17 protein-coding genes and 1 pseudogene are annotated in these 20,759 nt (G+C 73.0%); 15 read left to right on the top strand and 3 right to left on the bottom strand.

What is annotated here, in order from left to right; all coding sequences use genetic code 11:
• Positions 1-42 precede the first annotated feature (42 nt).
• The 4 genes from MMF93_RS05525 to MMF93_RS05510 all read left to right on the top strand — a co-directional run bounded on the left by MMF93_RS05525 (position 43) and on the right by MMF93_RS05510 (position 4,077).
• The gene (locus MMF93_RS05525) at positions 43-1,116 is read left to right on the top strand and encodes an alpha/beta fold hydrolase (protein WP_242749935.1); all 1,074 of its coding nucleotides are present in this window, start codon (positions 43-45) and stop codon (positions 1,114-1,116) included.
• A 160-nt stretch (positions 1,117-1,276) separates the two neighbouring features.
• Positions 1,277-1,828: a TetR/AcrR family transcriptional regulator gene (locus MMF93_RS05520; RefSeq protein WP_242749934.1), complete on the top strand. Its 552-nt coding sequence runs from the start codon at positions 1,277-1,279 to the stop codon at positions 1,826-1,828.
• Positions 1,825-3,390 carry an MFS transporter gene (locus MMF93_RS05515; RefSeq protein ID WP_242749933.1) on the top strand — a complete coding sequence of 522 codons (1,566 nt, stop codon included), beginning with the start codon at positions 1,825-1,827 and terminating at the stop codon, positions 3,388-3,390. The genes MMF93_RS05520 and MMF93_RS05515 overlap by 4 nt, the downstream gene beginning before the upstream one ends.
• 150 nt (positions 3,391-3,540) lie before the next feature.
• Complete coding sequence (locus MMF93_RS05510; RefSeq protein ID WP_242749932.1) at positions 3,541-4,077, top strand: dihydrofolate reductase family protein; 537 nt, start codon at positions 3,541-3,543, stop codon at positions 4,075-4,077.
• A gap of 26 nt (positions 4,078-4,103) precedes the next feature.
• Here the strand turns inward: MMF93_RS05510 and MMF93_RS05505 are convergent, their stop codons facing one another.
• Complete coding sequence (locus tag MMF93_RS05505) at positions 4,104-4,781, bottom strand: lysophospholipid acyltransferase family protein (protein WP_242749931.1); 678 nt, start codon at positions 4,779-4,781, stop codon at positions 4,104-4,106.
• A 308-nt stretch (positions 4,782-5,089) separates the two neighbouring features.
• Between MMF93_RS05505 and MMF93_RS05500 the strand changes: the two genes are divergently transcribed.
• The 3 genes from MMF93_RS05500 to MMF93_RS05490 all read left to right on the top strand — a co-directional run bounded on the left by MMF93_RS05500 (position 5,090) and on the right by MMF93_RS05490 (position 7,516).
• On the top strand, positions 5,090-6,259 hold the full coding sequence (locus MMF93_RS05500; RefSeq protein WP_242749930.1) for a glycerophosphodiester phosphodiesterase: 1,170 nt from the start codon (positions 5,090-5,092) through the stop codon (positions 6,257-6,259).
• An 88-nt stretch (positions 6,260-6,347) separates the two neighbouring features.
• Entirely contained in the window at positions 6,348-7,031 is a 684-nt protein-coding gene (locus tag MMF93_RS05495) for an RNA polymerase sigma factor (protein ID WP_341483235.1), read from the top strand.
• Positions 7,022-7,516, top strand: coding sequence for a GNAT family N-acetyltransferase (locus MMF93_RS05490; RefSeq protein ID WP_242749929.1), 495 nt, complete (start codon positions 7,022-7,024; stop codon positions 7,514-7,516). The genes MMF93_RS05495 and MMF93_RS05490 overlap by 10 nt, the downstream gene beginning before the upstream one ends.
• Here the strand turns inward: MMF93_RS05490 and MMF93_RS05485 are convergent.
• Both MMF93_RS05485 and MMF93_RS05480 read right to left on the bottom strand, forming a co-directional pair.
• On the bottom strand, positions 7,513-8,010 hold the full coding sequence (locus MMF93_RS05485; protein WP_242749928.1) for a hypothetical protein: 498 nt from the start codon (positions 8,008-8,010) through the stop codon (positions 7,513-7,515). The genes MMF93_RS05490 and MMF93_RS05485 overlap by 4 nt on opposite strands.
• On the bottom strand, positions 8,003-8,374 hold the full coding sequence (locus MMF93_RS05480) for a hypothetical protein (protein ID WP_242749927.1): 372 nt from the start codon (positions 8,372-8,374) through the stop codon (positions 8,003-8,005). The genes MMF93_RS05485 and MMF93_RS05480 overlap by 8 nt, the downstream gene beginning before the upstream one ends.
• Before the next feature lie 70 nt (positions 8,375-8,444).
• Here MMF93_RS05480 and MMF93_RS05475 point away from each other — a divergent pair, with 70 nt between their 5' ends.
• The 8 genes and pseudogenes from MMF93_RS05475 (at position 8,445) to cobA (ending at position 20,739) form a co-directional block, all read left to right on the top strand.
• Positions 8,445-9,098, top strand: coding sequence for an HAD-IA family hydrolase (locus tag MMF93_RS05475; protein ID WP_242749926.1), 654 nt, complete (start codon positions 8,445-8,447; stop codon positions 9,096-9,098).
• Positions 9,099-9,535: 437 nt separating this feature from the next.
• Positions 9,536-10,615 carry a methionine ABC transporter ATP-binding protein gene (locus MMF93_RS05470; protein WP_242749925.1) on the top strand — a complete coding sequence of 360 codons (1,080 nt, stop codon included), beginning with the start codon at positions 9,536-9,538 and terminating at the stop codon, positions 10,613-10,615.
• Positions 10,612-11,277 (top strand): annotated as a pseudogene (locus MMF93_RS05465) (methionine ABC transporter permease); the annotation flags it as partial. The gene MMF93_RS05470 and the pseudogene MMF93_RS05465, both read left to right, overlap by 4 nt.
• A 75-nt stretch (positions 11,278-11,352) precedes the next feature.
• The gene (locus MMF93_RS05460; protein ID WP_423835576.1) at positions 11,353-12,162 is read left to right on the top strand and encodes a MetQ/NlpA family ABC transporter substrate-binding protein; all 810 of its coding nucleotides are present in this window, start codon (positions 11,353-11,355) and stop codon (positions 12,160-12,162) included.
• Positions 12,163-12,305: 143 nt separating this feature from the next.
• A complete protein-coding gene (locus MMF93_RS05455) occupies positions 12,306-13,031 on the top strand; it encodes a GNAT family N-acetyltransferase (RefSeq protein ID WP_242749924.1) in 726 nt (241 codons plus the stop codon).
• Between the two features lie 167 nt (positions 13,032-13,198).
• Entirely contained in the window at positions 13,199-14,434 is a 1,236-nt protein-coding gene (gene cbiE / locus MMF93_RS05450) for a precorrin-6y C5,15-methyltransferase (decarboxylating) subunit CbiE (RefSeq protein ID WP_242749923.1), read from the top strand.
• A 257-nt stretch (positions 14,435-14,691) separates the two neighbouring features.
• Positions 14,692-19,224 carry a nicotinate-nucleotide--dimethylbenzimidazole phosphoribosyltransferase gene (gene cobT / locus MMF93_RS05445; protein WP_242749922.1) on the top strand — a complete coding sequence of 1,511 codons (4,533 nt, stop codon included), beginning with the start codon at positions 14,692-14,694 and terminating at the stop codon, positions 19,222-19,224.
• 267 nt (positions 19,225-19,491) lie between these two features.
• The gene (cobA, locus tag MMF93_RS05440) at positions 19,492-20,739 is read left to right on the top strand and encodes a uroporphyrinogen-III C-methyltransferase (RefSeq protein ID WP_242749921.1); all 1,248 of its coding nucleotides are present in this window, start codon (positions 19,492-19,494) and stop codon (positions 20,737-20,739) included.
• Positions 20,740-20,759 lie beyond the last annotated feature (20 nt).

Raw genomic sequence — 20,759 nt, 5'->3', positions numbered from 1 at the left:
GCAGGTGCTCTCCCGCACGTTGAGAACTGGGAGAGACGAAAAATGAAAAAGGCACCGACAGTCGCCGTCGCAACCGCCCTCTCCGTGGCGGCGCTCGCCGGAGGGATCGGGTTCACCGCCGGAGCCTCGCAGGCGGAGGCGGACCGCAAGCCGAAGCCCGTCGTGCAGAACGACTTCGACCCGCTCGGCCCGGCCATGCACGCGACGAAGAACGCGGGCCGCACCGTCCATTACAGCGACACCGGGGAGAAGAACGCCACCCCCGTGCTGTTCATGGGCGGGACCGGAACCACGGCCCGCGCCTCGGGCATGACGGAGTTCCTGCGCACCACCCGGCAGAAGCTGAACCTGCGGCTGATATCGGTGGAGCGCAACGGCTTCGGCGACACCGAGTACGACGCGAAGCTCGGCTTCGACGACTACACCTCGGACGTGCGCGCCGTCCTCGACAAGCTGCACCTGCGCAAGGCGGCCGTCGTCGCCATCTCCGGCGGCGGCCCGTACGCGGCGCACTTCGCCGCCGACGCGCCCGGGCGCATCTCCTCCCTCCATCTGGCCGCGGCACTCCCGCCCTACGGCGCCACGGCGGAGTACTGCGGCAAGAGCGACGCGGAGCTGACGAAGTACTTCGGCGACCAGATCCGCGACCCGCGCGAGTGGTGGGGCTTCCCCGAGGACAGCCCCATGCACGACATCCCCGGCTTCACCGACCGGGCGGAGGAGGACGGCGGCCGCTCGTACTACCTGCGCGGCCAGAAGGGCGACCCGGCGGCCCAGGTGCACGAGCAGAAGCTCTACTGCGAGCGCCCGGGCCCCGACCTGTCGAAGCTGGAGGCGCCGGCGTACGTCTACACCGGCGCGAAGGACACCACCGTGCCACCCGCGACGCAGGCCCGCTGGAACAAGGCGCTGCCGTCCGAGCCGACCGTGCGCACCTACGACGACAGCGGCCACGACGTGCAGTACCGGCACTGGGACCAGATCCTGCTGGATGTGGCCGGCTACGCCGACCGGACGGCCGTGTGCACGGGACGCAAGACCCGGGTCCTGCCGCACGAGAAGGCCGAGCGCGCGGTGCGGAAGGGCGCCACGCTGGGCAGCTGCGCCTGGCGCTGACGTAGGCAGCGGGCCCAGGGGTGCTCGTCCCCCTGTGACGAGCGCCCCTGCTCATGATGAGTGTCCCTGCTCGTGACGAGTGCCCCGTCGTGACCCACGGCGGGGCTCTCTCGTTGTCTCGTGTGCGACACGAATGTCTCACAAGAAGTGCGCTTGTCTCATGAGTCTGGACCGGGAAGAGCTGCTGAGCACGGCGGCGGACGTACTGACGCGGCGGCCGACCTCCTCGATGGACGACATCGCCAAGGCGGCCCGCATCAGCCGCGCCACCCTGCACCGGCACTTCGCCGGACGCGACGCGCTCATACGCGCCCTCGAACAACTCGGCCTCGCACGCCTGGACGCCGCGCTGGACGCCGCCCGCATCGACGAGGGCGACGCCGCCGAAGCCGTGTGGCGCGTCATCGCCGAGGCCGAGCCCCACGCCGGGTTCCTCGCCTTCCTCGTCACCGAGAACCAGCTCTTCGAGCCGGGAGAACAGGACGCGGGCTGGGCCAGGATCGACGCCCGCATCGGCGCCCTCTTCCAGCGCGGACAGCACGAGGGCGCCTTCCGCATCGACCTGACCGCTGCCTGGCTGACCGAGGCGCTCTACGCGCTGGTCACCGCGGCGGCCTGGGCGGTACAGGACGGCCGGGTCGCGGCCCGCGACGCGGTACGGATGACCGCCGAGCTGCTGCTCGGCGGCGCACGACGGAGCAGTGAGAGATGAGCGCCAGAACCAAACGATCCGGAGCGGCAGCCCGAGGCGCCAGGCCCGGGGGTGACGCCTCCCGGCTGCGCTGGGTCGCCCTCGCGGTGCTGGTGCTCGCCGTCCTCCTGGTCGGCATCGACGTCACCGTCCTCGGGCTCGCCGCGCCGTTCCTCAGCGAGGACCTGCGCCCCTCCAGCACCCAGCTGCTGTGGATCGGCGACGTCTACTCCTTCGTCATCGCCGGACTCCTGGTCTCGATGGGCAGCCTCGGCGACCGCATCGGCCGCAAGAAGCTGCTGCTCACCGGATCCATCGCGTTCGGCGCCCTCTCGGTGCTGACCGCCTACGCGCACAGCGCCGAGGCCATGATCCTGTGGCGGGCGCTGATGGGCGTCGCGGGCGCCACCCTGATGCCCTCCACACTCGCGCTGATCCGCAACATCTTCCCCGACCCGAGAGAGCGCAGCCTGGCCGTCGGCATCTGGGGCGCCATGACGGCCGCCGGCACGGCCGTGGGCCCCGTCGTCGGCGGGTTCCTGCTGGAGCACTACTGGTGGGGCTCGGTCTTCCTGATCAACCTGCCGGTGATGGCCGTGCTCGTCCTCGTCGGCAGCAAACTGCTGCCCGAGTCGCGGAACCCGGCACCTGGGCCGTGGGACCTGCCCAGCGTCGGCCTGTCGATGGTCGGCATCATCGCCCTCGTCTACGCCGTCAAGGAGGCCGCGGCCTACGGCTTCCGCTGGGACGTGGCGGTCACGGGCGTCGTCGGCCTCGCCGGCCTCTACGCCTTCGTGCGCCGCCAGCTGCGGCTGCCGGCGCCGCTGCTGGACATGCGGCTGTTCGCCCACCGCGGCTTCACCGGCGCCGTGCTCGCCGACCTGCTGACCATCCTCGGCATGTCGGGACTGGTCTTCTTCCTCTCCCAGTTCCTCCAGATGGTGCAGGACCGCACGCCCTTCCAGGCCGGACTCGCCGAGCTGCCCGCCGCGGTCGGCTCCGTCGTCGCCGGTCTGTTCGCCGGCTGGGTCGCCCGCCGCACCTCGGTGCGCGGCGCCGTCTCCGGCGGCCTGATGGCGGTGGGCCTGGCGCTGGGCGCCTGCCTCTGGCTCCAGGCCACCTCCGGCTATCTGCTGCTGGGCAGCGTGCTGCTGGTCGTCGGCGTCGGCGCGGGGCTGGCGTTCACGGTGACCGCCGACGTGATTCTCTCGGCCGTTCCCAAGGAGCAGGCCGGCGCGGCCTCGGCGGTCTCCGAGACCGCCTACGAACTGGGCGCCGCGCTGGGCATCGCCCTGCTCGGCTCGGTCGTCACGGGCGTCTACCGCTCCTTCCCGACGCCTGCGGGGGTGCCGGAGGGGACGGCCGAGCACGCCCGCCAGTCGCTGGGCGAGGCCGTTTCGACCGCGCACGGACTGCCGGGCGGCGCCGAGCGCGCGCTGCTGGACGCCGCGCGGGACACCTTCACCGAAGGTCTGCGGTACGGCGCCGGCTTCGGCGCCGTCATCCTCCTGGCCGCAGCGGTACTGGCCTGGCGCCTGCTGCGCGGACAGCACTTGGAGGAGGTACCAGCCGAGGAGAACTAGCGGGGCCGCCCCGCAGGGGCGCGGGGACCGGCGCGCCACACCCCCCACCGGCAGCCCGCACACCACGGCCAGTGGCCACCGACGGACGAGCAGATGCTGCTCACCGGCCTATGCTGCAATCCCGGCCCTCCACCTGCTCGGAGAAGACACATGACCGATGCGAGCACCGGGAAAGTGGTGGTGAACAGGGTGATGTCCCTGGACGGATTCATCGCCGGTCCCGGCCACACGATGGACTGGATCTTCGAGCACATGACCTCGGCGACGTTCCCGGACGTCATGGCGGCCACGGGCGCCATGCTCATCGGCCGGGGCACGTACGAGGTCGGAAAGCGCATGTCCGACGAGAACCCCGACTACGACGGCGGGGCGCGGTTCGTCCTCACCCACCGCCCGCCGGACGAGCCGGACCCCGACGTCACCTTCCTCACCTGTGACATCGAGGAGGCCGTGGCCGTGGCACGCCGCGCCGCCGGCGGCCGGAACCTGGAGATCCTCGGCGCCGACGTGGCCGCCCAGTGCCTGCAGCGCGGCCTCGTCGACGAGATCCTGGTGTACGTGTTGCCGGTGCTGCTCGGGGACGGCGTCCGCTTCGCACCGCCGGGCCTCGACCGGATCGACCTGGAGCCGCTCGGCAACATCCAGTCGGGCGGGGTCACCATGCTGCGCTTCCACGTGCGCAGGTAGCGCCCGGCTCCAGGCGGCGCCCGGCTCTAGGCCGCCTTCGCCTTCGTCGCGTAGACGTCGACGTACTCCTGTCCCGACAGCTCCATGACCTCGCTCATCACCTCGTCGGTGACCGCGCGCAGCACGTACCGGTCGCGGTCCATGCCCTCGTAGCGGGAGAAGTCGAGGGGCGCGCCGAAGCGGATGCTGATGCGGCCGCCGCCGATCCTGGGCAGCCCCTTGCCGTCCGGCTGCACCTTGTCCGTGCCGATCATCGCGAAGGGCACGACCGGCGCTCCCGTCATCAGAGCGAGCCGCGCGATGCCCGTACGCCCTCGGTAGAGGCGCCCGTCGGGGGAGCGGGTGCCCTCCGGGTAGATGGCGAAGGGGTGGCCCTCCTCCAGGATGCGGCGGCCGGTCATCAGCGCGGCGACGCCACCGCGCCCGCCGTCCCGGTCGACGGGGATCATGCCGGCGCCCGTGAAGAACCACGCCATCAGACGGCCCTTGAGGCTCTTGCCGGTGACGTACTCGTCCTTGCCGATGAAGAAGACCTGGCGGGTGGTGACCAGCGGCAGGATCATCGAGTCGATGAAGGTGAGGTGGTTGCCCGCCAGGATCACCGGACCCGAGTCCGGAATGCGGTCGGCCCCTTCGATCTTCGGCCGGAACAGCACGCGAAGAAGCGGGCCGAGCACTGCCTTGATCAGCCGGAAACGGGACAACGGACCCTCCGCCCAGTCGGTATGGCCGTGCGCTCGGCTCTGCGCACGGACGTATGGCTCTGCGCACGGACGCGCAGATGAGGACGATACTCGCAGGCCCGGGTGGCGGGCACACCGGGTTGCTTGCACCTTTACGAGGAGTTGACACGGGTTGCCCCCGTATTGCGCTGCCCCGCACCTTCTCAAGCTCTCCGTGTTTCCCGCGTGTTCGCACTTATGTCTCCCCGGCGCGCTCCAGCCGGTCCTACGATCAGCCCGACGCGTGGCAGGGCCGGACATCGGCGCCACGGAGACTTCTGGGAGAGCGCATGGGACAGGAGCAGCAGCCGGGCCGCAGAACCCTGCTCGGAGCGGCGGCCGCGCTGAGCGCGGCGGGCGCGGTCACCCTGGGGGCCGGCGGCACGGCCGAGGCCGCCCCTTCGAGGGCGGACCGTTCCGCGGGGCGCGGGGGCGGACGCCACGAGCTGCCCACCCCCTGCGTCATCGCGCACCGCGGCACCAGCGGCTACCGCCCCGAGCACACCCTGGGCTCCTACCAGCTCGCCCTCGACATGGGCGCCGACATCATCGAGCAGGACCTGGTCCCCACCAAGGACGGGCACCTGGTGTGCCGGCACGAGAACGACATCACCGCCACCACGGATGTGGCAGACCACCCCGAGTTCGCCTCCCGCAAGGCCACCAAGACGGTGGACGGCAAGGAGCTCACCGGCTGGTTCACCGAGGACTTCACCCTCAAGGAGCTCAAGACGCTCCGGGCCAAGGAGCGCATCCCGGGCACGCGCCAGCACAACACCCTCTACGACGGCCGCTGGGAGGTGCCCACCTTCGAGGAGGTGCTGGACTGGGCCGAGGAGCAGAGCCGGCGCGGCGGCCGCCGCGTATGGCTGCACATCGAGACCAAGCACCCCACCTACTTCCGCAAGCTGGGCCTGGGCCTGGAGAAGCCGCTCGCCAGGCTGCTGCGCCGCTACGGGCGGCACAAGGCGCACTCGCCGAACTTCGTGCAGTCCTTCGAGCCGAGCAGCATCCGGACGCTGGGCAAGCTGGTGGACTGCCCCGGCGTCGTCCTGCTGTCGGGCCTCGACTCGCGGCCCTGGGACTTCGTGGAGGCGAACGATCCGCGCACGGTCGCCGACCTGGTCGAGCCCGAGGGATTGCAGTGGATCGCGGGCTTCGCCCAGGGCATCGGGCCCACCCTGGAGCTGGTCATCCCCCGCAACGCGGACGGCACGCTCGGCGACCCCACGGACCTGGTGCGGGACGCGCACGCGCAGCGGCTCGTCCTGCACCCGTACACCGTGCGCAACGAGAACACCTTCCTGCCCGCCGACTTCCGCAAGGGCGACGACCCGAACGCCTACGGTGACTCCTTCGGGGTCTTCGAGCGGTACTTCGCCACCGGCATCGACGGCCTCTTCTCCGACAACTGCGACACCGCGCTGCTGGCAGCCGCCGCCTTCCGCGACGACGGCTGAGCGCGCCGGCAGGAGAAAGATCCACACCGACGAGTGACGCGCCGCCCGTCCCGCAACCGCGGGGCGGGCGGCGCGCGTGCAGCGGCGTATGACTCAGCCCTCCCCGGAATCCGACCTGCTCCAGCCCCGGTTGCGCGCCCTGCTGGAGGCCGAGTGCGCGGCCGAGGCGGCGGCGCTCCCCGGTGCCGAGGCCGCCGACCTGCGCCAGGGCGTGTGGCTGCGCTGGCTGCTGAGGACCCGCGGGTGCGGACCGCCCGCCGAGCCCGGAGTCTGGTTGCGCGAGGCGGTGAGCGCCGAGGCGCGGGCCGTGCGCGACCGTCTGCGCCGCGAGCTGCCGGGGGACGCCGCGCCCCCGCCGCACCGGGTGCCGCCGCAGCGCCGGGTCACCGCCGCCGACGGGCGGGACGACCCGGCCAGCGAGGCGGAGGCGCCGCTGCTGAGCGCCGAGAGCCGCCGCGAGCTGAGCGGAGCGGTCGCCAGGCTGCCAGGACGGTGCCCCGCCCTGCTGCGGGCGCTGCTGTCGGGTGGGGAGCCCACATACGCCCAAATCGCCCGCGAGTTGGATATCTCACAGGGCGCCGTGGGGCCGCTGCGTTCCCGCTGTCTGCAATGCCTGCGCAGAATGCTCGCGGCACAGGTTCCACCACCCGGCCTCAGGGGAAGGGTGCGAGAGGACACCAGCGTCACCAGGGCAGACAGCACGGGCGCGGCACCCTCACATCCGCGTGCCCGTGCGCACACAACATGGGGAGGCATGCGCACATGGGCATGAGCGTGACCATCTCTGCGGCGGACGAGCGGGACGTCGAACAGATACTGAAACTGCAGTACCTCTGCTTCCAGACCGAGGCCGCACTGTACGGCGACTACCGCATCGAACCGCTCGTCCAGACGCTGGACGACCTGCGCACCGAACTCGCGCAGGGGTGCGTGATGGTGGCCCGCCTCGGTGACGAGGTCGTCGGCTCGGTCCGCGGCCGGGTCGACGCCGAGGGCACGGCCCGGATCGGCCGGCTGTGCGTCCATCCCCGCCTCCAGGGCCACGGCCTGGGCGGGCGGCTGCTGGCCGCGGTCGAGTCCCGGCTGACCGCGGAGTACGCCGCCAAGCGGTACCACCTGGTGACCGGCAGCCGCAGCGAGGGCAATCTGCGGCTGTACCGGCGCAGTGGTTACGCCCTCGTCGGCACCGAGCGGGACCGTCAGGTGACGTTGGTCGCGTTGCAGAAGGATGCCGCGGAGTACGCGAAGAGCGCCTAGGTCTCCTGCGACCCCTGTTCCGACTGTTCGGACTGTTCCGACGAGGGGGCCGGCGCGGGCTGCTCGCGGTGGCCGCGGCGTAGCCACCACAGGCCCGTCAGCGGCAGAGCCACCGGGATGAACAGGTAGCCCATCCCGTAGTCGGACCAGACCGTGGCGTCGGGGAAGGCGGACGGTTCCACCAGCGTCCAGGTGCCGACGGCCAGCACGCCCAGCAGTTCGAGACCACAGCAGGTGAGGGCGGCCTTGCGGGCGCCCTCACCGCCGCGGACGAGGGAGAGCGTGATGAAGGCGTACACCACCGCGGCGACGGCCGAGAGGACGTAGGCGAGCGGTGCCTCGCCGAACCGCGTCGTCAGCTGGACGAGGGAGCGCGAGGCGGCGCCCACCGTGAAGATCCCGTACAGCGTGACCAGCAGCTTGCCGGGCCCGGTGTTGATGCGGCCCCCGCGTCCCGGCACGGGCGCGCTGTTCGTGGTCGTCGGTTCAGGCACCGGTGCCACCTCCCCAGATGTCGTAGAGCCGCACCTGGAGCACCGCGAGGACGACGGCTCCGGCGACCACGGTCAGCGAGCCCCACTTGGTGCGCTCGGTCAGCGAGACCAGCCCCACCACGGGCACGCACGCCAGGACGCCGACCAGGTACGAGACGAAGATCACCGCGCCGTCCGCCGGGTCCCGTCCCTGCGCGAGCTGGACGATCCCGACCACCAGCTGGACCAAGGCGAGCAGGGTCACCACGGCCATGCCGATGAAGTGCCAGTCCTTGGTCGGCTGGTCGCGGTAGGCCGCCCAGCCGCACCACGCGGCCAGCGCGAGCGCGGCCACGGCCAGCGTGACGGTGAGCGGGGTGAGCATGCTCAGGAGTCTAGAAGGGCGCTCGGGCCCGCCGACGCGCGCCCCCGAGGCCCCCCGTACGCTGCCCGGCATGAAGTTCGACGCCCCCGCGACCCTGCTGTTCGACAACGACGGCACCCTCCTCTCCTCCATGGAGTCCGTCCAGCGCTGCTGGACCGCGTGGGCGCGCGAGTACGGGATCGGCGCGGAGGACTTCGCCGCCGTCGAGCTGCACGGGCGGCCCGCCGCCGACATCGTCGGCGACCTGCTGCCGGCCGCGCGCGTGCCCGAGGCGCTGGCCCGCATCGAGCGGCTGGAGGTCGAGGACGTGCCCAGTGGCGGGGTTGTGGCGCTGCCCGGCACCGTCGAGCTGCTGGCCTCGCTGCCCGAGGGGAGCTGGGCCGTGGTCACCTCGGCCACCCGCGAGCTGGCCGAGGCGCGGCTGAGGGTCGTCGGTATCGAGGCGCCGCTGGTCATCGCCGCCGACGACATCACGTACGGCAAGCCGCACCCGGAGCCGTACCTGCTGGCGGCCCGGAAGCTGGGCGCTGACCCGGCCCGCTGCGTGGTCTTCGAGGACGCCCCCGCGGGGCTGACGGCGGGCCGCGGCGCGGGCATGCGGACCGTGGCATTGGCCACAACGCACGCGCGCGAGGAGCTGGTGGCCGACGTCGTGGTGGAGGACCTGGCCGCGGTGGCCGCGCAGGTCACGGACGCGGGTGTGACGGTCGTCGCAGGGGACTGAGCGGGAGCGGGCACCGGCGGGTGGTGTCCACGGCGGCGTCCGGCATGCGGACAGCGGTCTCCGTCGCGACCGCCCCATCTGGTTTACTGAGCACCATGAACACGACGAGCTGCCGCACTTGCGCGACCGAGGCGACCTGGGCGCCCGGTGCTCGTTGTCTGCGCCCGCGGGCCTGTACGCCGCCCACCGCGCGGCGAATGTGTGCCCGCTGAGGGCCCCCGCCTGAGCTGACCGAGGCGACTCGCGCCCCGAAGCGAGTCACGAGCCCGCGCGCCCCGCCCGCAGGCGGAGAGCCACCTTCCACCGCACTGCGGTCCCTCCGCGCCCGCACGCCGCACCAGCGCGGCGGCGGGACCACTGCGCCCGCGTGCGGACCCGCGCGCTCCCGGACGGCACCCACCCAAGCGCTCACCCCACCGACACCCACGGATGTTTCTGTGATCACGACAACGGACCTCACGAAGGTCTATCGCACCCCTGGCCGCGAGGTCACCGCACTGGACGGCGTGGATCTCCACGTAGGCGAGGGCGAGGTCTTCGGCGTCGTCGGCCAGAGCGGCGCCGGGAAATCCTCGCTCATCCGCTGCGTCAACCTCCTGGAGCGCCCGACCTCGGGCACCGTCACCGTCGACGGGCAGGAGCTGACCGCGCTCGCCGGCAGCGGCAAGCGCGCGGGCAAGGAGCTCCGCAGGGCGCGGGCCCGCATCGGCATGGTCTTCCAGCACTTCAACCTGCTGTCGTCGCGCACAGTGCTCGGCAACGTCGAACTGCCGCTGGAGATCCTCGGCCACTCAGGCCAGGAGCGCACCCGCAAGGCACACGAGCTGCTCGAACTGGTCGGCCTCGGCGAGCACGCCAAGGTTCATCCCGCGCAGCTGTCCGGTGGCCAGAAGCAGCGCGTCGGCATCGCCCGTGCGCTGGCCGGCGACCCCAAGGTGCTGCTCTCGGACGAGGCGACCTCCGCGCTCGACCCCGAGACCACCCGCTCCGTCCTGCGACTGCTGCGCGACCTCAAGGAGCAGCTGGGCCTGACCGTCCTGCTGATCACCCACGAGATGGAGGTCGTCAAGGCGGTCTGCGACTCGGCGGCCCTGATGAAGTCGGGACGGATCACCGAGTCGGGCACCGTCCCCGAGCTGCTGGCCACCCCGGGCTCCGAGCTGGCGCGCGAGCTCTTCCCCGTCGGCGGCACCCCCTCGGCCGACGACCGCACGGTCGTGGACGTCACCTTCCACGGGGAGACCACCACCGAGCCGGTGATCTCCAAGCTGTCGCGCACCTACAACGTGGACATCTCCATCCTCGGCGCCGCCATGGACACCGTCGCGGGCAAGCAGGTCGGGCGGATGCGCATCGAGCTGCCCGGCAGTTTCGACGACAACGTCGTGCCGATCGGCTTCCTGCGCGAGCAGGGGCTCACGGTGGACGTCGCGGACGTCGCGGACGTCGCGGAGGTCGCGCCCGTCGCGGCGGAGCCCCAGGACAACGCCGGACTCGTCGAGGAGGGTGCCAAGTGAGCTGGTCGGAGATACAGCCGCTGCTGTTCCAGGGGTTCTGGGACACCCTCTACATGGTCGGCTGGTCCACGCTGATCGCACTGGTGGGCGGGCTGCCCCTCGGTGTGCTCCTGGTCCTGACCGACAAGGGCGGGATGCTGCACAACGCGCTGGTCAACAAGGTCGTCGGCGCGGTCGTGAACGTCGGCAGATCGCTGCCCTTCATCATCCTGCTGATCGCCCTCATCCCCTTCACCCGCTTCGTCGTCGGCCAGTCCGTCGGCTCGACGGCGGCCGTCGTGCCACTCGCCATCGGCGCGATCCCCTTCTTCGCACGGCTGGTGGAGACGGCGGTCCGCGAGGTGGACCGCGGCCTGGTGGAGGCCGTGCAGGCGATGGGCGGCGGCGCCCCCACCGTCGTCTTCAAGGCGCTGCTCCCGCAGGCTCTGCCGTCCCTGGTCGCCGGGTTGACGACGACCGTCATCGTGCTGATCGGCTACTCGGCGATGGCCGGCACCGTCGGCGGCGGCGGGCTGGGCTCGGTGGCCGTGCAGTACGGCTACCAGCGTTTCGAGACCAGCGTCATGATCGCCACGGTGGTCGCGCTGATCGTCATCGTCACGGCCGTCCAGATCATCGGCGACGCGGTGGTGCGTTTGCTGGCTGCGGGCCGGAGCGGTTCTGCCTCGGCTCGTGGTGGCTCCGCCGCCGACGGCGGCGCCGGCAAGCGACTCGCCCGCCTCGGCCGCGGCCGCACCGTGGCGCTCGCCGCCGCGGTCGTCCTGCCGCTCGCGCTGATCGGCTACGGCATCGGCCAGAGCGGAGGCGACAAGCAGACGCTCAGGATCGCCGCGTCCCCCACGCCGCACGCCGAGATCCTGGAGTACGTCGAGAAGAACCTCGCGGAGAAGGAGGGGATCGACCTCGACATCCGCAAGTTCAACGACTACGTCGTGCCGAACACGGCCACCGAGTCCGGCGAGGTCGACGCCAACTTCTTCCAGCACAAGCCGTACCTGGACGACTTCAACAAGAAGAACGACACGCACATCGTGCCGGTCGTCAACGTCGAGCTGGAGCCGCTGGGCCTCTACTCCAAGAAGGCCGGCAGCCTGGGAGGCCTCGGCTCCGGCGACACCGTCGCCGTCCCCAACGACTCCACCAACGAGGGCCGGGCTCTGCACCTGCTGGCCAAGCACGGCCTCATCGAGCTGAAGCCGGGCGCGGGTCAGGAAGCCACCCTGGGCGACATCGCGGACAAGAAGGGGCTCACGTTCAAGGAGTTGGAGGCCGCCGCCGTCCCGCGCGCCCTCGACGACGTGGACGCCGCCGTCGTCAACGGCAACTACGCGGTCGACGCCGACCTCAACCCGGCCAAGGACGCGCTGGCGGCGGAGAAGGTCGAGGGCAACCCGTACGCGAACTTCCTCGCGGTCAAGGACGGCGAGCAGGACGACCCGCGGATCAGGAAGCTCGCCAAGCTGCTCAACTCCCCGCAGGTCGAGGAGTTCATCGAGAAGAAGTACAAGGGGGCCATCGAACCCGCATTCGGGCATGTGGGATCGTGAACCCCACGGCCTGAACCGGGGTGAGTCCCCGTGTCGACAAGTCTTCTCATCGGCGCCGGGCCCCTCCCGTCGAGTGGGGTCCGGCGCTGCACATCACGGTGCCGATGCTGCATGCTGTGCACCCCGACGTGTAGGAGCGGCGCATGACCTCGACCTTCCCGGACATCTCGATCAGCACGGACCGGCTCGTGCTGCGCCCGTTCGAGGAAGCGGACGTCCCCGCGCTCACCGCCATGATGGCCGACGACCAGATCACCGCCTGGATGACGTCGCCCTACCCCTACACCGAGACCGAGGCCCGCGACTTCGTCACCCGCCGCGCCCCCGCGCTGCGCACCGGCGGAGAGGGCATCGTCTTCGCCGTCACCGAACTCCTCACCCAGCGGCTCGTCGGCTCCGTCGAACTGCGCGGCACCGACTGGCGGGTGCGCTCCGCCGAAGCCGTCTACGCCACCGCCTCCTGGGCCCGCGGCGAGGGCTACGCCTCCGAGTCGCTGCTGGCGCTCGCCCAGTGGCTCTTCCAGGACCAGAAGTTCGAGCGCGTCGAGATGCGCACCGCCGCCGACAACACCGCGGCGCAGCAGGTCGCCCAGAAACTCGGCTGCATCAGCGAAGGCGTGCTGCGCAACGCCTGGATAGCGCGCACCCGCACCGAGAACTGGGGCGCCCCGCCGCACGAGGGGCAGCGGGACCGCCCGGTGCCCCACGGCCTGCCGGAGACCCAGGGAGGCTGGGAGGACCCCGCGACGGACCGCCCCGACCCCCAGCAGGGAGGCTGGGCGGAGCTCCGCACCGACCTGATCATCTGGAGCCTGCTGCCCGAGGACCTCGACGGCACCTTCGAGCAGCTGGAGCCGCACGCCTGGTGAAGGACCGCCTCGCAGGCTCGCCGGCCGGCGCGGGAGCGCCCCGCGGCCACCGCGCCCGGTGACGGGCCGGGCCCCGCGGACGCGCGAAACCGCGCCTTCCGCGTGAGGGGGTACCCTCAGTGGGCCCCGACCTGCGATGAGCACGAACCAGCCAGGAGACCCCCAGCATGGCCGACCGCGTCACGGTGATCGGGTGGGACGGCTCGCCGCTGACCGACGCCGCCCGCTCGGCTCTCGCCGCGGCCACCCTCGTCGCCGGTGCCGCGCACCACCTGGCACTGCCCGAGGTCCCGCCGCACGCCGAACGCATCCGCCTGGGCAGCGCCACCCTCGCCGCCCGGCGCATCGCCCGTCACCGCGGCTCCGCGGTCGTCCTCGCCGACGGCGACCCCGGCTTCTTCGGTGTCGTACGAACCCTGCGCGCCCCCGAGCACGGCCTGGAGGTCGAGGTCGTGCCCGCCGTCTCCGCCATCGCCGCCGCGTTCGCGCGCGCCGGGATGCCCTGGGACGACGCACAACTCGTCGTCGCCAACAGCCGCACCCTGCGCCGCGCGGTCAACGTCTGCCGCGCCCACAAGAAGGTCGCCGTCCTCACCTCGCCTGGCGCGGGGCCCGCGGAGCTCGCCCTTCTGCTCGAAGGTGTCCACCGCACCTTCGTCATCTGCGAGGCGCTGGGCACCGAGCGCGAACAGATGACCGTGCTCACCTCGGACAAGGTCGCCGACCACACCTGGCGCGACCCGAACGTCGTCATCGTCGTCGGCGGTACCGGCGCGGGGGCCGAGACCGGCGCGCCCCAGGGCACCGCCTGGCTCGCCGGGCACGAGGTCGGCTACCCGCCGGCCGTACGCGGCTGGGCGCTGCCGGTCGCCGAGTACGCCGGCGCGAGCAGCGGCACCCCGCCACGGGCAGGGGAGTCGGTGCAGTTGCGCGCCGCCCAACTCGCCCGCCTCGGGCCGCGCGTCGGCGACCTGGTGTGGGACATCGGCGCGGGCAGCGGTGCCTTCGCGGTCGAGGCGGCACGCTTCGGGGCCGCCGTCATCGCCGTCGACAGCGACGCGGACGCCTGCGCCCACGGCTACGCCGCCGCGCGGCGCTTCGGCGTCCAACTGGAGACCGTGCACGGCCTGGCTCCGCACATCCTCCAGGACCTGCCCGAGCCCGACGTGGTGCGGGTCGGCGGCGGGGGAGCGGTCACCGTCACCGCGGTCGCCGACCGCCGCCCCACGCGCATCGTCACGCACGCCTCCACCAGAGACGAGGCGGAGGAGTTGGGAAGGGCGCTCACCGAACGCGGCTACGCCGTCGAGTGCGCCCTGCTCCAGTCCGTCGAACTGGAGACGGCGCACTGGGCGGAAACCGAACGGGCCGTTGTCTTTCTGCTGTCCGGTGTCCGTATCTGAAACCCCTGTGACGCGTGCCGGACGAACCCCGGCGAAGTGCGGTTTCTCTCCCACCCGTGGCCGGAGCGGCGCTCGGCGACGGGTAGGCTGATGGACTGTTGTGCCACCGTTCGGGGTTGACGCTTCGTCCGTCATTGTCCGAATGGTGTAGGCGAAAGGCACGTGCCGCACGGAGTGCGTGCTCGTTCTTCATCTACGGGGCGCGGCGGCCCGTCCGCCGGGTTGGAAGGAGCACCAGCGATGCGCGAGGGGAACGCATGACAGACACCGGTCAGATCCCGGGTGAGGGGCTGCCGGAGAACGCAGGCGGGCAGCAACCGGGCAGCCGGCCGGACGTCCCGGCGCCCGGCGCCTACCCCCTCACCGACCCGGCAGCCGCCGGGACACGGGACGGCGCCCACGCTCCCCACGGCCCCCACGCCACCCACGACGAAGAGGACCTTCTGCTGATGCCCTCCGCCCAGGGCGCATGGAGCGAGCAGCCGGCGCCGGCCGGCCCCGGAGCCCCGCAGGACAACGGCCACACCCAGCACTACGCCCAGGACCCGGCGCAGCCGACGCCCCAGTCACAGGCGGAGCAGCCCGGCCCGATGCCCCCGCCCGACACCTACGGGCAGACGTACGACCCGCACGGCCAGGCGGGCTCCTACGCGGCGCAGCAGCCGTTCACCGAAGGCCAGTTGCCCCAGCAGGACGGATACCCGCAGAACGGATACCCGCCAGACCTCGCGTACGGCTCGAGCGACGCCTACGCGGCGAACGGGTACGACGCCTACGCGCAGCCCGGACACGTTCCGCCGGAAGCCGCCTACGAGGTGGCGTACGCCCAGCCGGGACAGGGCGCGCCTCCGCAGGCCGCCGACCCGCACGCTGCCCCGACTCCCCACGACCCGCAGACGCAGGGACAGCCGCAGCCGCAGCCGCAGTCGGACGGGTCGGAGGGGCAACAGCCCGCAGGGGAGGATGTCCCGGTGGCGCACTCGGAGAGTGCTGCGAGCGCTGCCGCACCGCAGCCTGCTCAGCCCGAGGAGGGGGCCGCGCCGCAGCCGGAGGGCGAAGCGGCAGCCGTGCCCGGGCCGCACGAGACCGACGGCCGCGACGCGGACGCCCTCGACGTGAACGCCGTACGCCCGTCCCAGCAGCCGCACGCCGCCCAGGCGTCCACCCACAGCACCCCGCCCCACGGGACGCGCCGCCCCCTCCACCTCGGGCCGCCGGTGCCCGAGCAGTCCGGCACCGTACGCCCGCTGTCCGAGCGCCCCGCCGCGCAGGCCTCCGCCGCGCAGGCCGCTCCTGTGCAAGGCGCCCCGTCAGGCCGTACGGGCGCCGCCGCCGGCACGGATCCGCAGGCCGCTGAGGGTCAGCCGACGTCCGAACAGCCCACCGAGCCGCAGGCGCCTGCGCAGCCCGCGCCCACGGGCCCGGCGGGTGCGCCGGTCGACGAGGAGCCGCTGCCGGGTCCGCAACTCGGTCAACTGCCGCCCGAGCACCCCGGACAACCGGACCACGTCGAGCAGCCTGAGCAGGTCGAGCGGCCCGAGCAACCGGGGCACGAGGCGTCGGACGGTGAAGCCTCTCAGGCGACGGCCGAGACGGCCGCACCCGCACCCGCAGAGGCCGAAGGGGCGTCGGTTCCCGCGCCGCAGCAGGCGCAGGAACCGGCGGTGGACGAGGCACCGGCCGAAGCGGTGACGGCTGCCGGAGCCAGGACCCTTGAGGAGGTACCGGTTCCGGCCGAGACCTCACCCACGGCGGATGCCCCGGCTGCCGCGGACGCCCCCGCCCCTGCGGACGCCCCCGCCCCTGCGGACGGCTCCGCCCCTGCGGACGGCTCCGACTCCGCCGAGACTTCGGCGCCTGCTGAGGTTCCGGTGCCCGCGGAGGCCCCGACGTCCGTCGAGGAGCCCGTGTCCGCCGGAACTTCGGCGTCCGCTGAGGCCCCACTCCCTGCTGAGGCCCCGGCCCCCGCCGAGGTCCCGGTATCGACCGGGGCTTCGGCACCGGCCGACGTTCCGGAGCCGACCGAAGTCCCGACGCCCGCCGAGGCGTCCGTGCCCGCCGAGGCGCCCGTGTCGGCTGAGGTTCCGGTTCCAGGGGAGGCGGCCGCAGCCGGCGAGGCGGTCGCGGCCGACGAGACGGGTGCGCGCGGGGAGACCGCGGCGCGCGAGGCCGAGGTGGTCGCCGAGGCCGCCGAGGCGGAGGCACCCGTCGAGGCCGCTGCCGTTCCCGCTCCCGGCGATCCGACCGTGCCCGGGCCGCGCCAGGAGACCCAGCCGGGCGGACTGGCGACTGTGCCCGCGCAGGGGGGCGAGCCCCAGGCGACGCAGCAGGGCGACGCCGCGCAGGCCTCGTCCGGGACACCGCCGATAAACCAGGACGCGAGCCAGGAGACCGGCGCGCAGCCCCCGCAGGACTCCGCCGGTATCCCCGAGCAGACCACGGCACCCGCGTCCGCCGCCGACACCGGTACGGACGCGCCGGTTTCCGAGTCCTCGGGCCCGGTGGCGCCGCACCCGCAGTCACAGTTCCAGCAGCAGGAGAGCGCCCCTGCCGAGGCGCCCGCCGCCGTGTCCGAGAGCGGTGAAACGTCCGTGCGCGGCCAGTCGCCTCGAACGGGTGCGGCAGTCGAGGCGCCGGGAGCCGAGGAAGACGCGGTGCCCGTGCCCGCAGATCCCTCCGGCCAGTACGCCGACTCGGCGGCGACCGAAGCGACGGCACCCGCCGAGCCCGTCGAAGAGGTGCGGCACCCCGCCGTCGAGGCGGAGCCCGCACCGCACGAGGTGCCCGGCCCGGACGCCGAGGTCCTCGCGGCACCGACCGCGGCCCCCACCGACGAGGTCGTGCCCTCCGACGCCGAGGCCGCATCTCCCGCCGTCGCCGCCGAGGCCGGCACCGAGGGTGCCGAGGCCACCGCGAGGGAAGCCGGTGCGCCCACGCACGAGGAGGTCGACGCGGCCGCGGCGGGGCCCGAGTCGTCCGGTGGCGTTCTGCCGCAGGAAGGCCTCCAGGAAGGCCCACCGGAAGGACTCCAGGAGGGGCCGGTGGTCCCGGAGGGAGAGGCCGCTCCCGGGTTCGCCGAGGCGGAACGGGAGGCCGTGCACCGGCTGATGCGGGAGCGGCGGGACATCCGCAACGGCTTCCGGTCCGACCCGATCCCGCACGAGGTGCTGCTGCGCGTGCTGGAGGCGGCACACACCGCGCCCAGCGTCGGCCACTCGCAGCCCTGGGACTTCGTGGTCATCCGGTCGGAGGAGACCCGCAGGAGGATGCACGAGCTGGCCGAGGCGCAGCGTGACGCCTACGCCAAGTCGCTGCCCAAGGGCAGGGCGAAGAAGTTCAGGGAAATGAAGATCGAGGCGATCCTCGACACCCCGGTCAACATCGTGGTGACCGCGGACCCCACGCGCGGTGGCCGGCACACGCTCGGCCGTCAGACGCAGCCGCAGATGGCGCCGTACTCCTCCGCGCTGGCCGTCGAGAACCTGTGGCTGGCGGCGCGGGCCGAGGGGCTGGGCGTGGGCTGGGTCAGCTTCTTCGACCAGCCCGAGCTGGTGCGCGCCCTCGAACTGCCGGAGCATCTGGAGGTCGTGGCGTACCTGTGTGTCGGGTACGTCGACGAATTCCCCGACGAGCCGGAGCTGATGCAGGCCGGCTGGTCGAAGCGGCGTCCGCTCTCCTGGGTCGTGCACGACGAGTCGTACGGACGGCGTGCGCTGCCCGGCGCCGAGCCGACCGGCATGCTCGCCGAGACGCTCGGCACCATCCGCCCCCTGGACGCCAAGGCGCTCGGCGAGGCGTGGGAGCGGCAGAAGCAGATGACGAAACCGTCCGGCGCGCTCGGCATGCTGGAGATCATCTCCGCGCAGCTGTGCGGCCTCTCGCGCAAGTGCCCCCCGCCGATTCCCGAGCCTGCCGCCGTCGCGGTGTTCGCCGGGGACCACGGGGTGCACGCGCAGGGCGTCACGCCGTGGCCGCAGGAGGTCACCGCGCAGATGGTGAGCAACTTCCTGTCCCAGGGCGCGGTCTGCAACGCGTTCGCCAACCAGGTGGGCGCCGAGGTCTGCGTCGTGGACGTCGGCGTGGCCGCCGAACTCCCCGCGCGGCCGGGCCTGCTGCCCCGCAAGATCCGTGCCGGTACGGCCGATATGACGGCAGGGCCCGCGCTGACCCGCGAAGAGGTCGAGCGGGCGCTGGAGGTCGGCATCGAGACGGCGCGCGACCTGGTGGCGGCGGGCAACCGTGCGCTGCTCACCGGCGAGATGGGCATCGCCAACACCACGGCGTCCGCCGCCTTGATCGCGGCCTGCACCGGAGCGGACCCCGCCGAGATCACCGGGCGTGGAACGGGCATCAACGACGAGACGCACGCGCGCAAGGTCGAGGTCGTCCGCAGGGCGTTGGAGCGGCACCAGCCGGATCCGGCCGATCCGATCGGGATGCTCTCGGCGTTCGGCGGGCTGGAGCACGCGGCGATGGTCGGCCTCATCCTGGGCGGCGCCTCGCTGCGGACGCCCGTCATCCTCGACGGCGTCAGCGCCGGTGCCGCGGCGCTGGTGGCCCGCGCGGTGGCGCCCGAGGCGCTGGCCGCCTGTATCGCGGGGCACCGCAGCGCCGAGCCCGGCCACGTCGCGGCCCTCACCAAGCTGGGGCTGCGCCCGCTGGTCGATCTCGACCTGCGGCTCGGTGAGGGGACGGGCGCGCTGCTCGCGCTGCCGATGGTGCAGAGCGCCGCCCGTGCCATGCACGAGGTGGCCACGTTCGACGGGGCGGGCGTCACCGAGAAGGGCTGAACTTCACCGTCCGGGCGGGGAGTCCTTCTTCCGAGGAGCCCCGCCCGCAGCGGTGCCGCCCGACGCGGTGCCGCCCGATGCGCGACCGTGCCGACCGGGCTCTGTGGCGGGTGGGCGGCCCGTCCGTGACCTGCGGAACAGCCGCACCGTCCGGCTCCGCATAGGCTGTTCCCCTGCCCCTCCGTCCCGGCCGCTCCACCGCCGCAGCGGCTCGTCGTCGGCTCGGCCCCGCGAGTCGGCCCGACCCCGAGAAGGATGCCGTCCCCGATGCCTGTGAACCCCGGCGACGTCGCCACCCCCGCCTACCCCGTAGGACTCCGCCTGGCCGGGCGCCGGGTCGTGCTCGTCGGCGGCGGTGGCGTCGCCCAGCGCCGGCTGCCCGCTCTGCTGGCGGCCGGCGCGCACGTCACGGTCGTCTCCCCGCAGGTGACGCCCTCCGTGGAGGCGATGGTCACCGGCGGGGAGATCACCTGGGAGCGCCGCGGCTACCGGGAGGGTGATCTGGCCGAGGCCTGGTACGCGCTGGCCGCCACCGACGATCCGGCCGTCAACGCCGCCATCACGGCGGAAGCCGAAGCGCGGCGCGTCTGGTGCGTACGGGCCGACGACGCGGACGAGGGGACCGCCTGGACGCCGGCGACCGGCCGCAGCGACGGCCTGACCGTCGCCGTCCTCACCAGCGGGGTGCACGGCGCGGCGGGCCGCGACCCGCGCAGGTCGGCGGCGATACGCGACGCCATCGTCGCCCGTCTGGGCGACGGCACCCTCGTCACCGGGCAGCGCGGTCCCCGCACCGGGGGCGTGGCCCTGGTCGGCGGGGGCCCGGGCGATCCGGACCTGATCACGGTGCGGGGCCGGCGGCTGCTGGCTCAGGCGGACGTCATCGTCGCCGACCGGCTCGGCCCCCGCGACCTGCTCGACGAGCTGCCGCCGCACGTCGAGATCATCGACGCCGCGAAGATTCCCTACGGCCGCGCCATGGCGCAGGAGGCCATCAACGCCGCCCTGGTCGAACACGCCAAGGCGGGCAGGTCCGTCGTACGGCTCAAGGGCGGGGACCCCTTCGTCTTCGGGCGCGGCATGGAGGAGGCCCAGCAGTTGGCCGCCGAGGGCGTCGAGGTCACCGTCGTGCCCGGCATCTCCAGCTCCGTCAGCGTGCCGGGCGCGGTCGGCATCCCCGTCACCCACCGGGGCGTCGCCCACGAGTTCACCGTGGTCAGCGGCCATGTCGCACCCGACGATCCCCGCTCGCTGGTGGACTGGCCCGCGCTCGCCAGGTTGCGCGGCACGCTCGTTCTCCTGATGGCGGTCGAGAACCTCGGCGCGATCGCCGCCGCTCTCCGCGCCCACGGCCGGTCCGACGACACCCCGGTGGCCATGATCCAGGAGGGCACCATGGCCACGGAGCGCCGCGTGGACGCCACCTTGGCCACGGCCGCCGAGCGGGCGGCGGCCGAGGGCGTACGCCCTCCGGCGGTCGTCGTCATCGGCGACGTCGTCGCCGTGAACCCGTGAACCCGCGCTCCGCCGGCTGT

Origin of the sequence: Streptomyces tubbatahanensis, from assembly GCF_022699385.1 — a bacterium.
In the GTDB taxonomy this organism is placed as follows: Bacteria; Actinomycetota; Actinomycetes; order Streptomycetales; family Streptomycetaceae; genus Streptomyces; species Streptomyces diacarni.
Note: the sequence above shows the minus strand (reverse complement) of the source record. Positions and strands in the feature narration are given on the sequence as shown.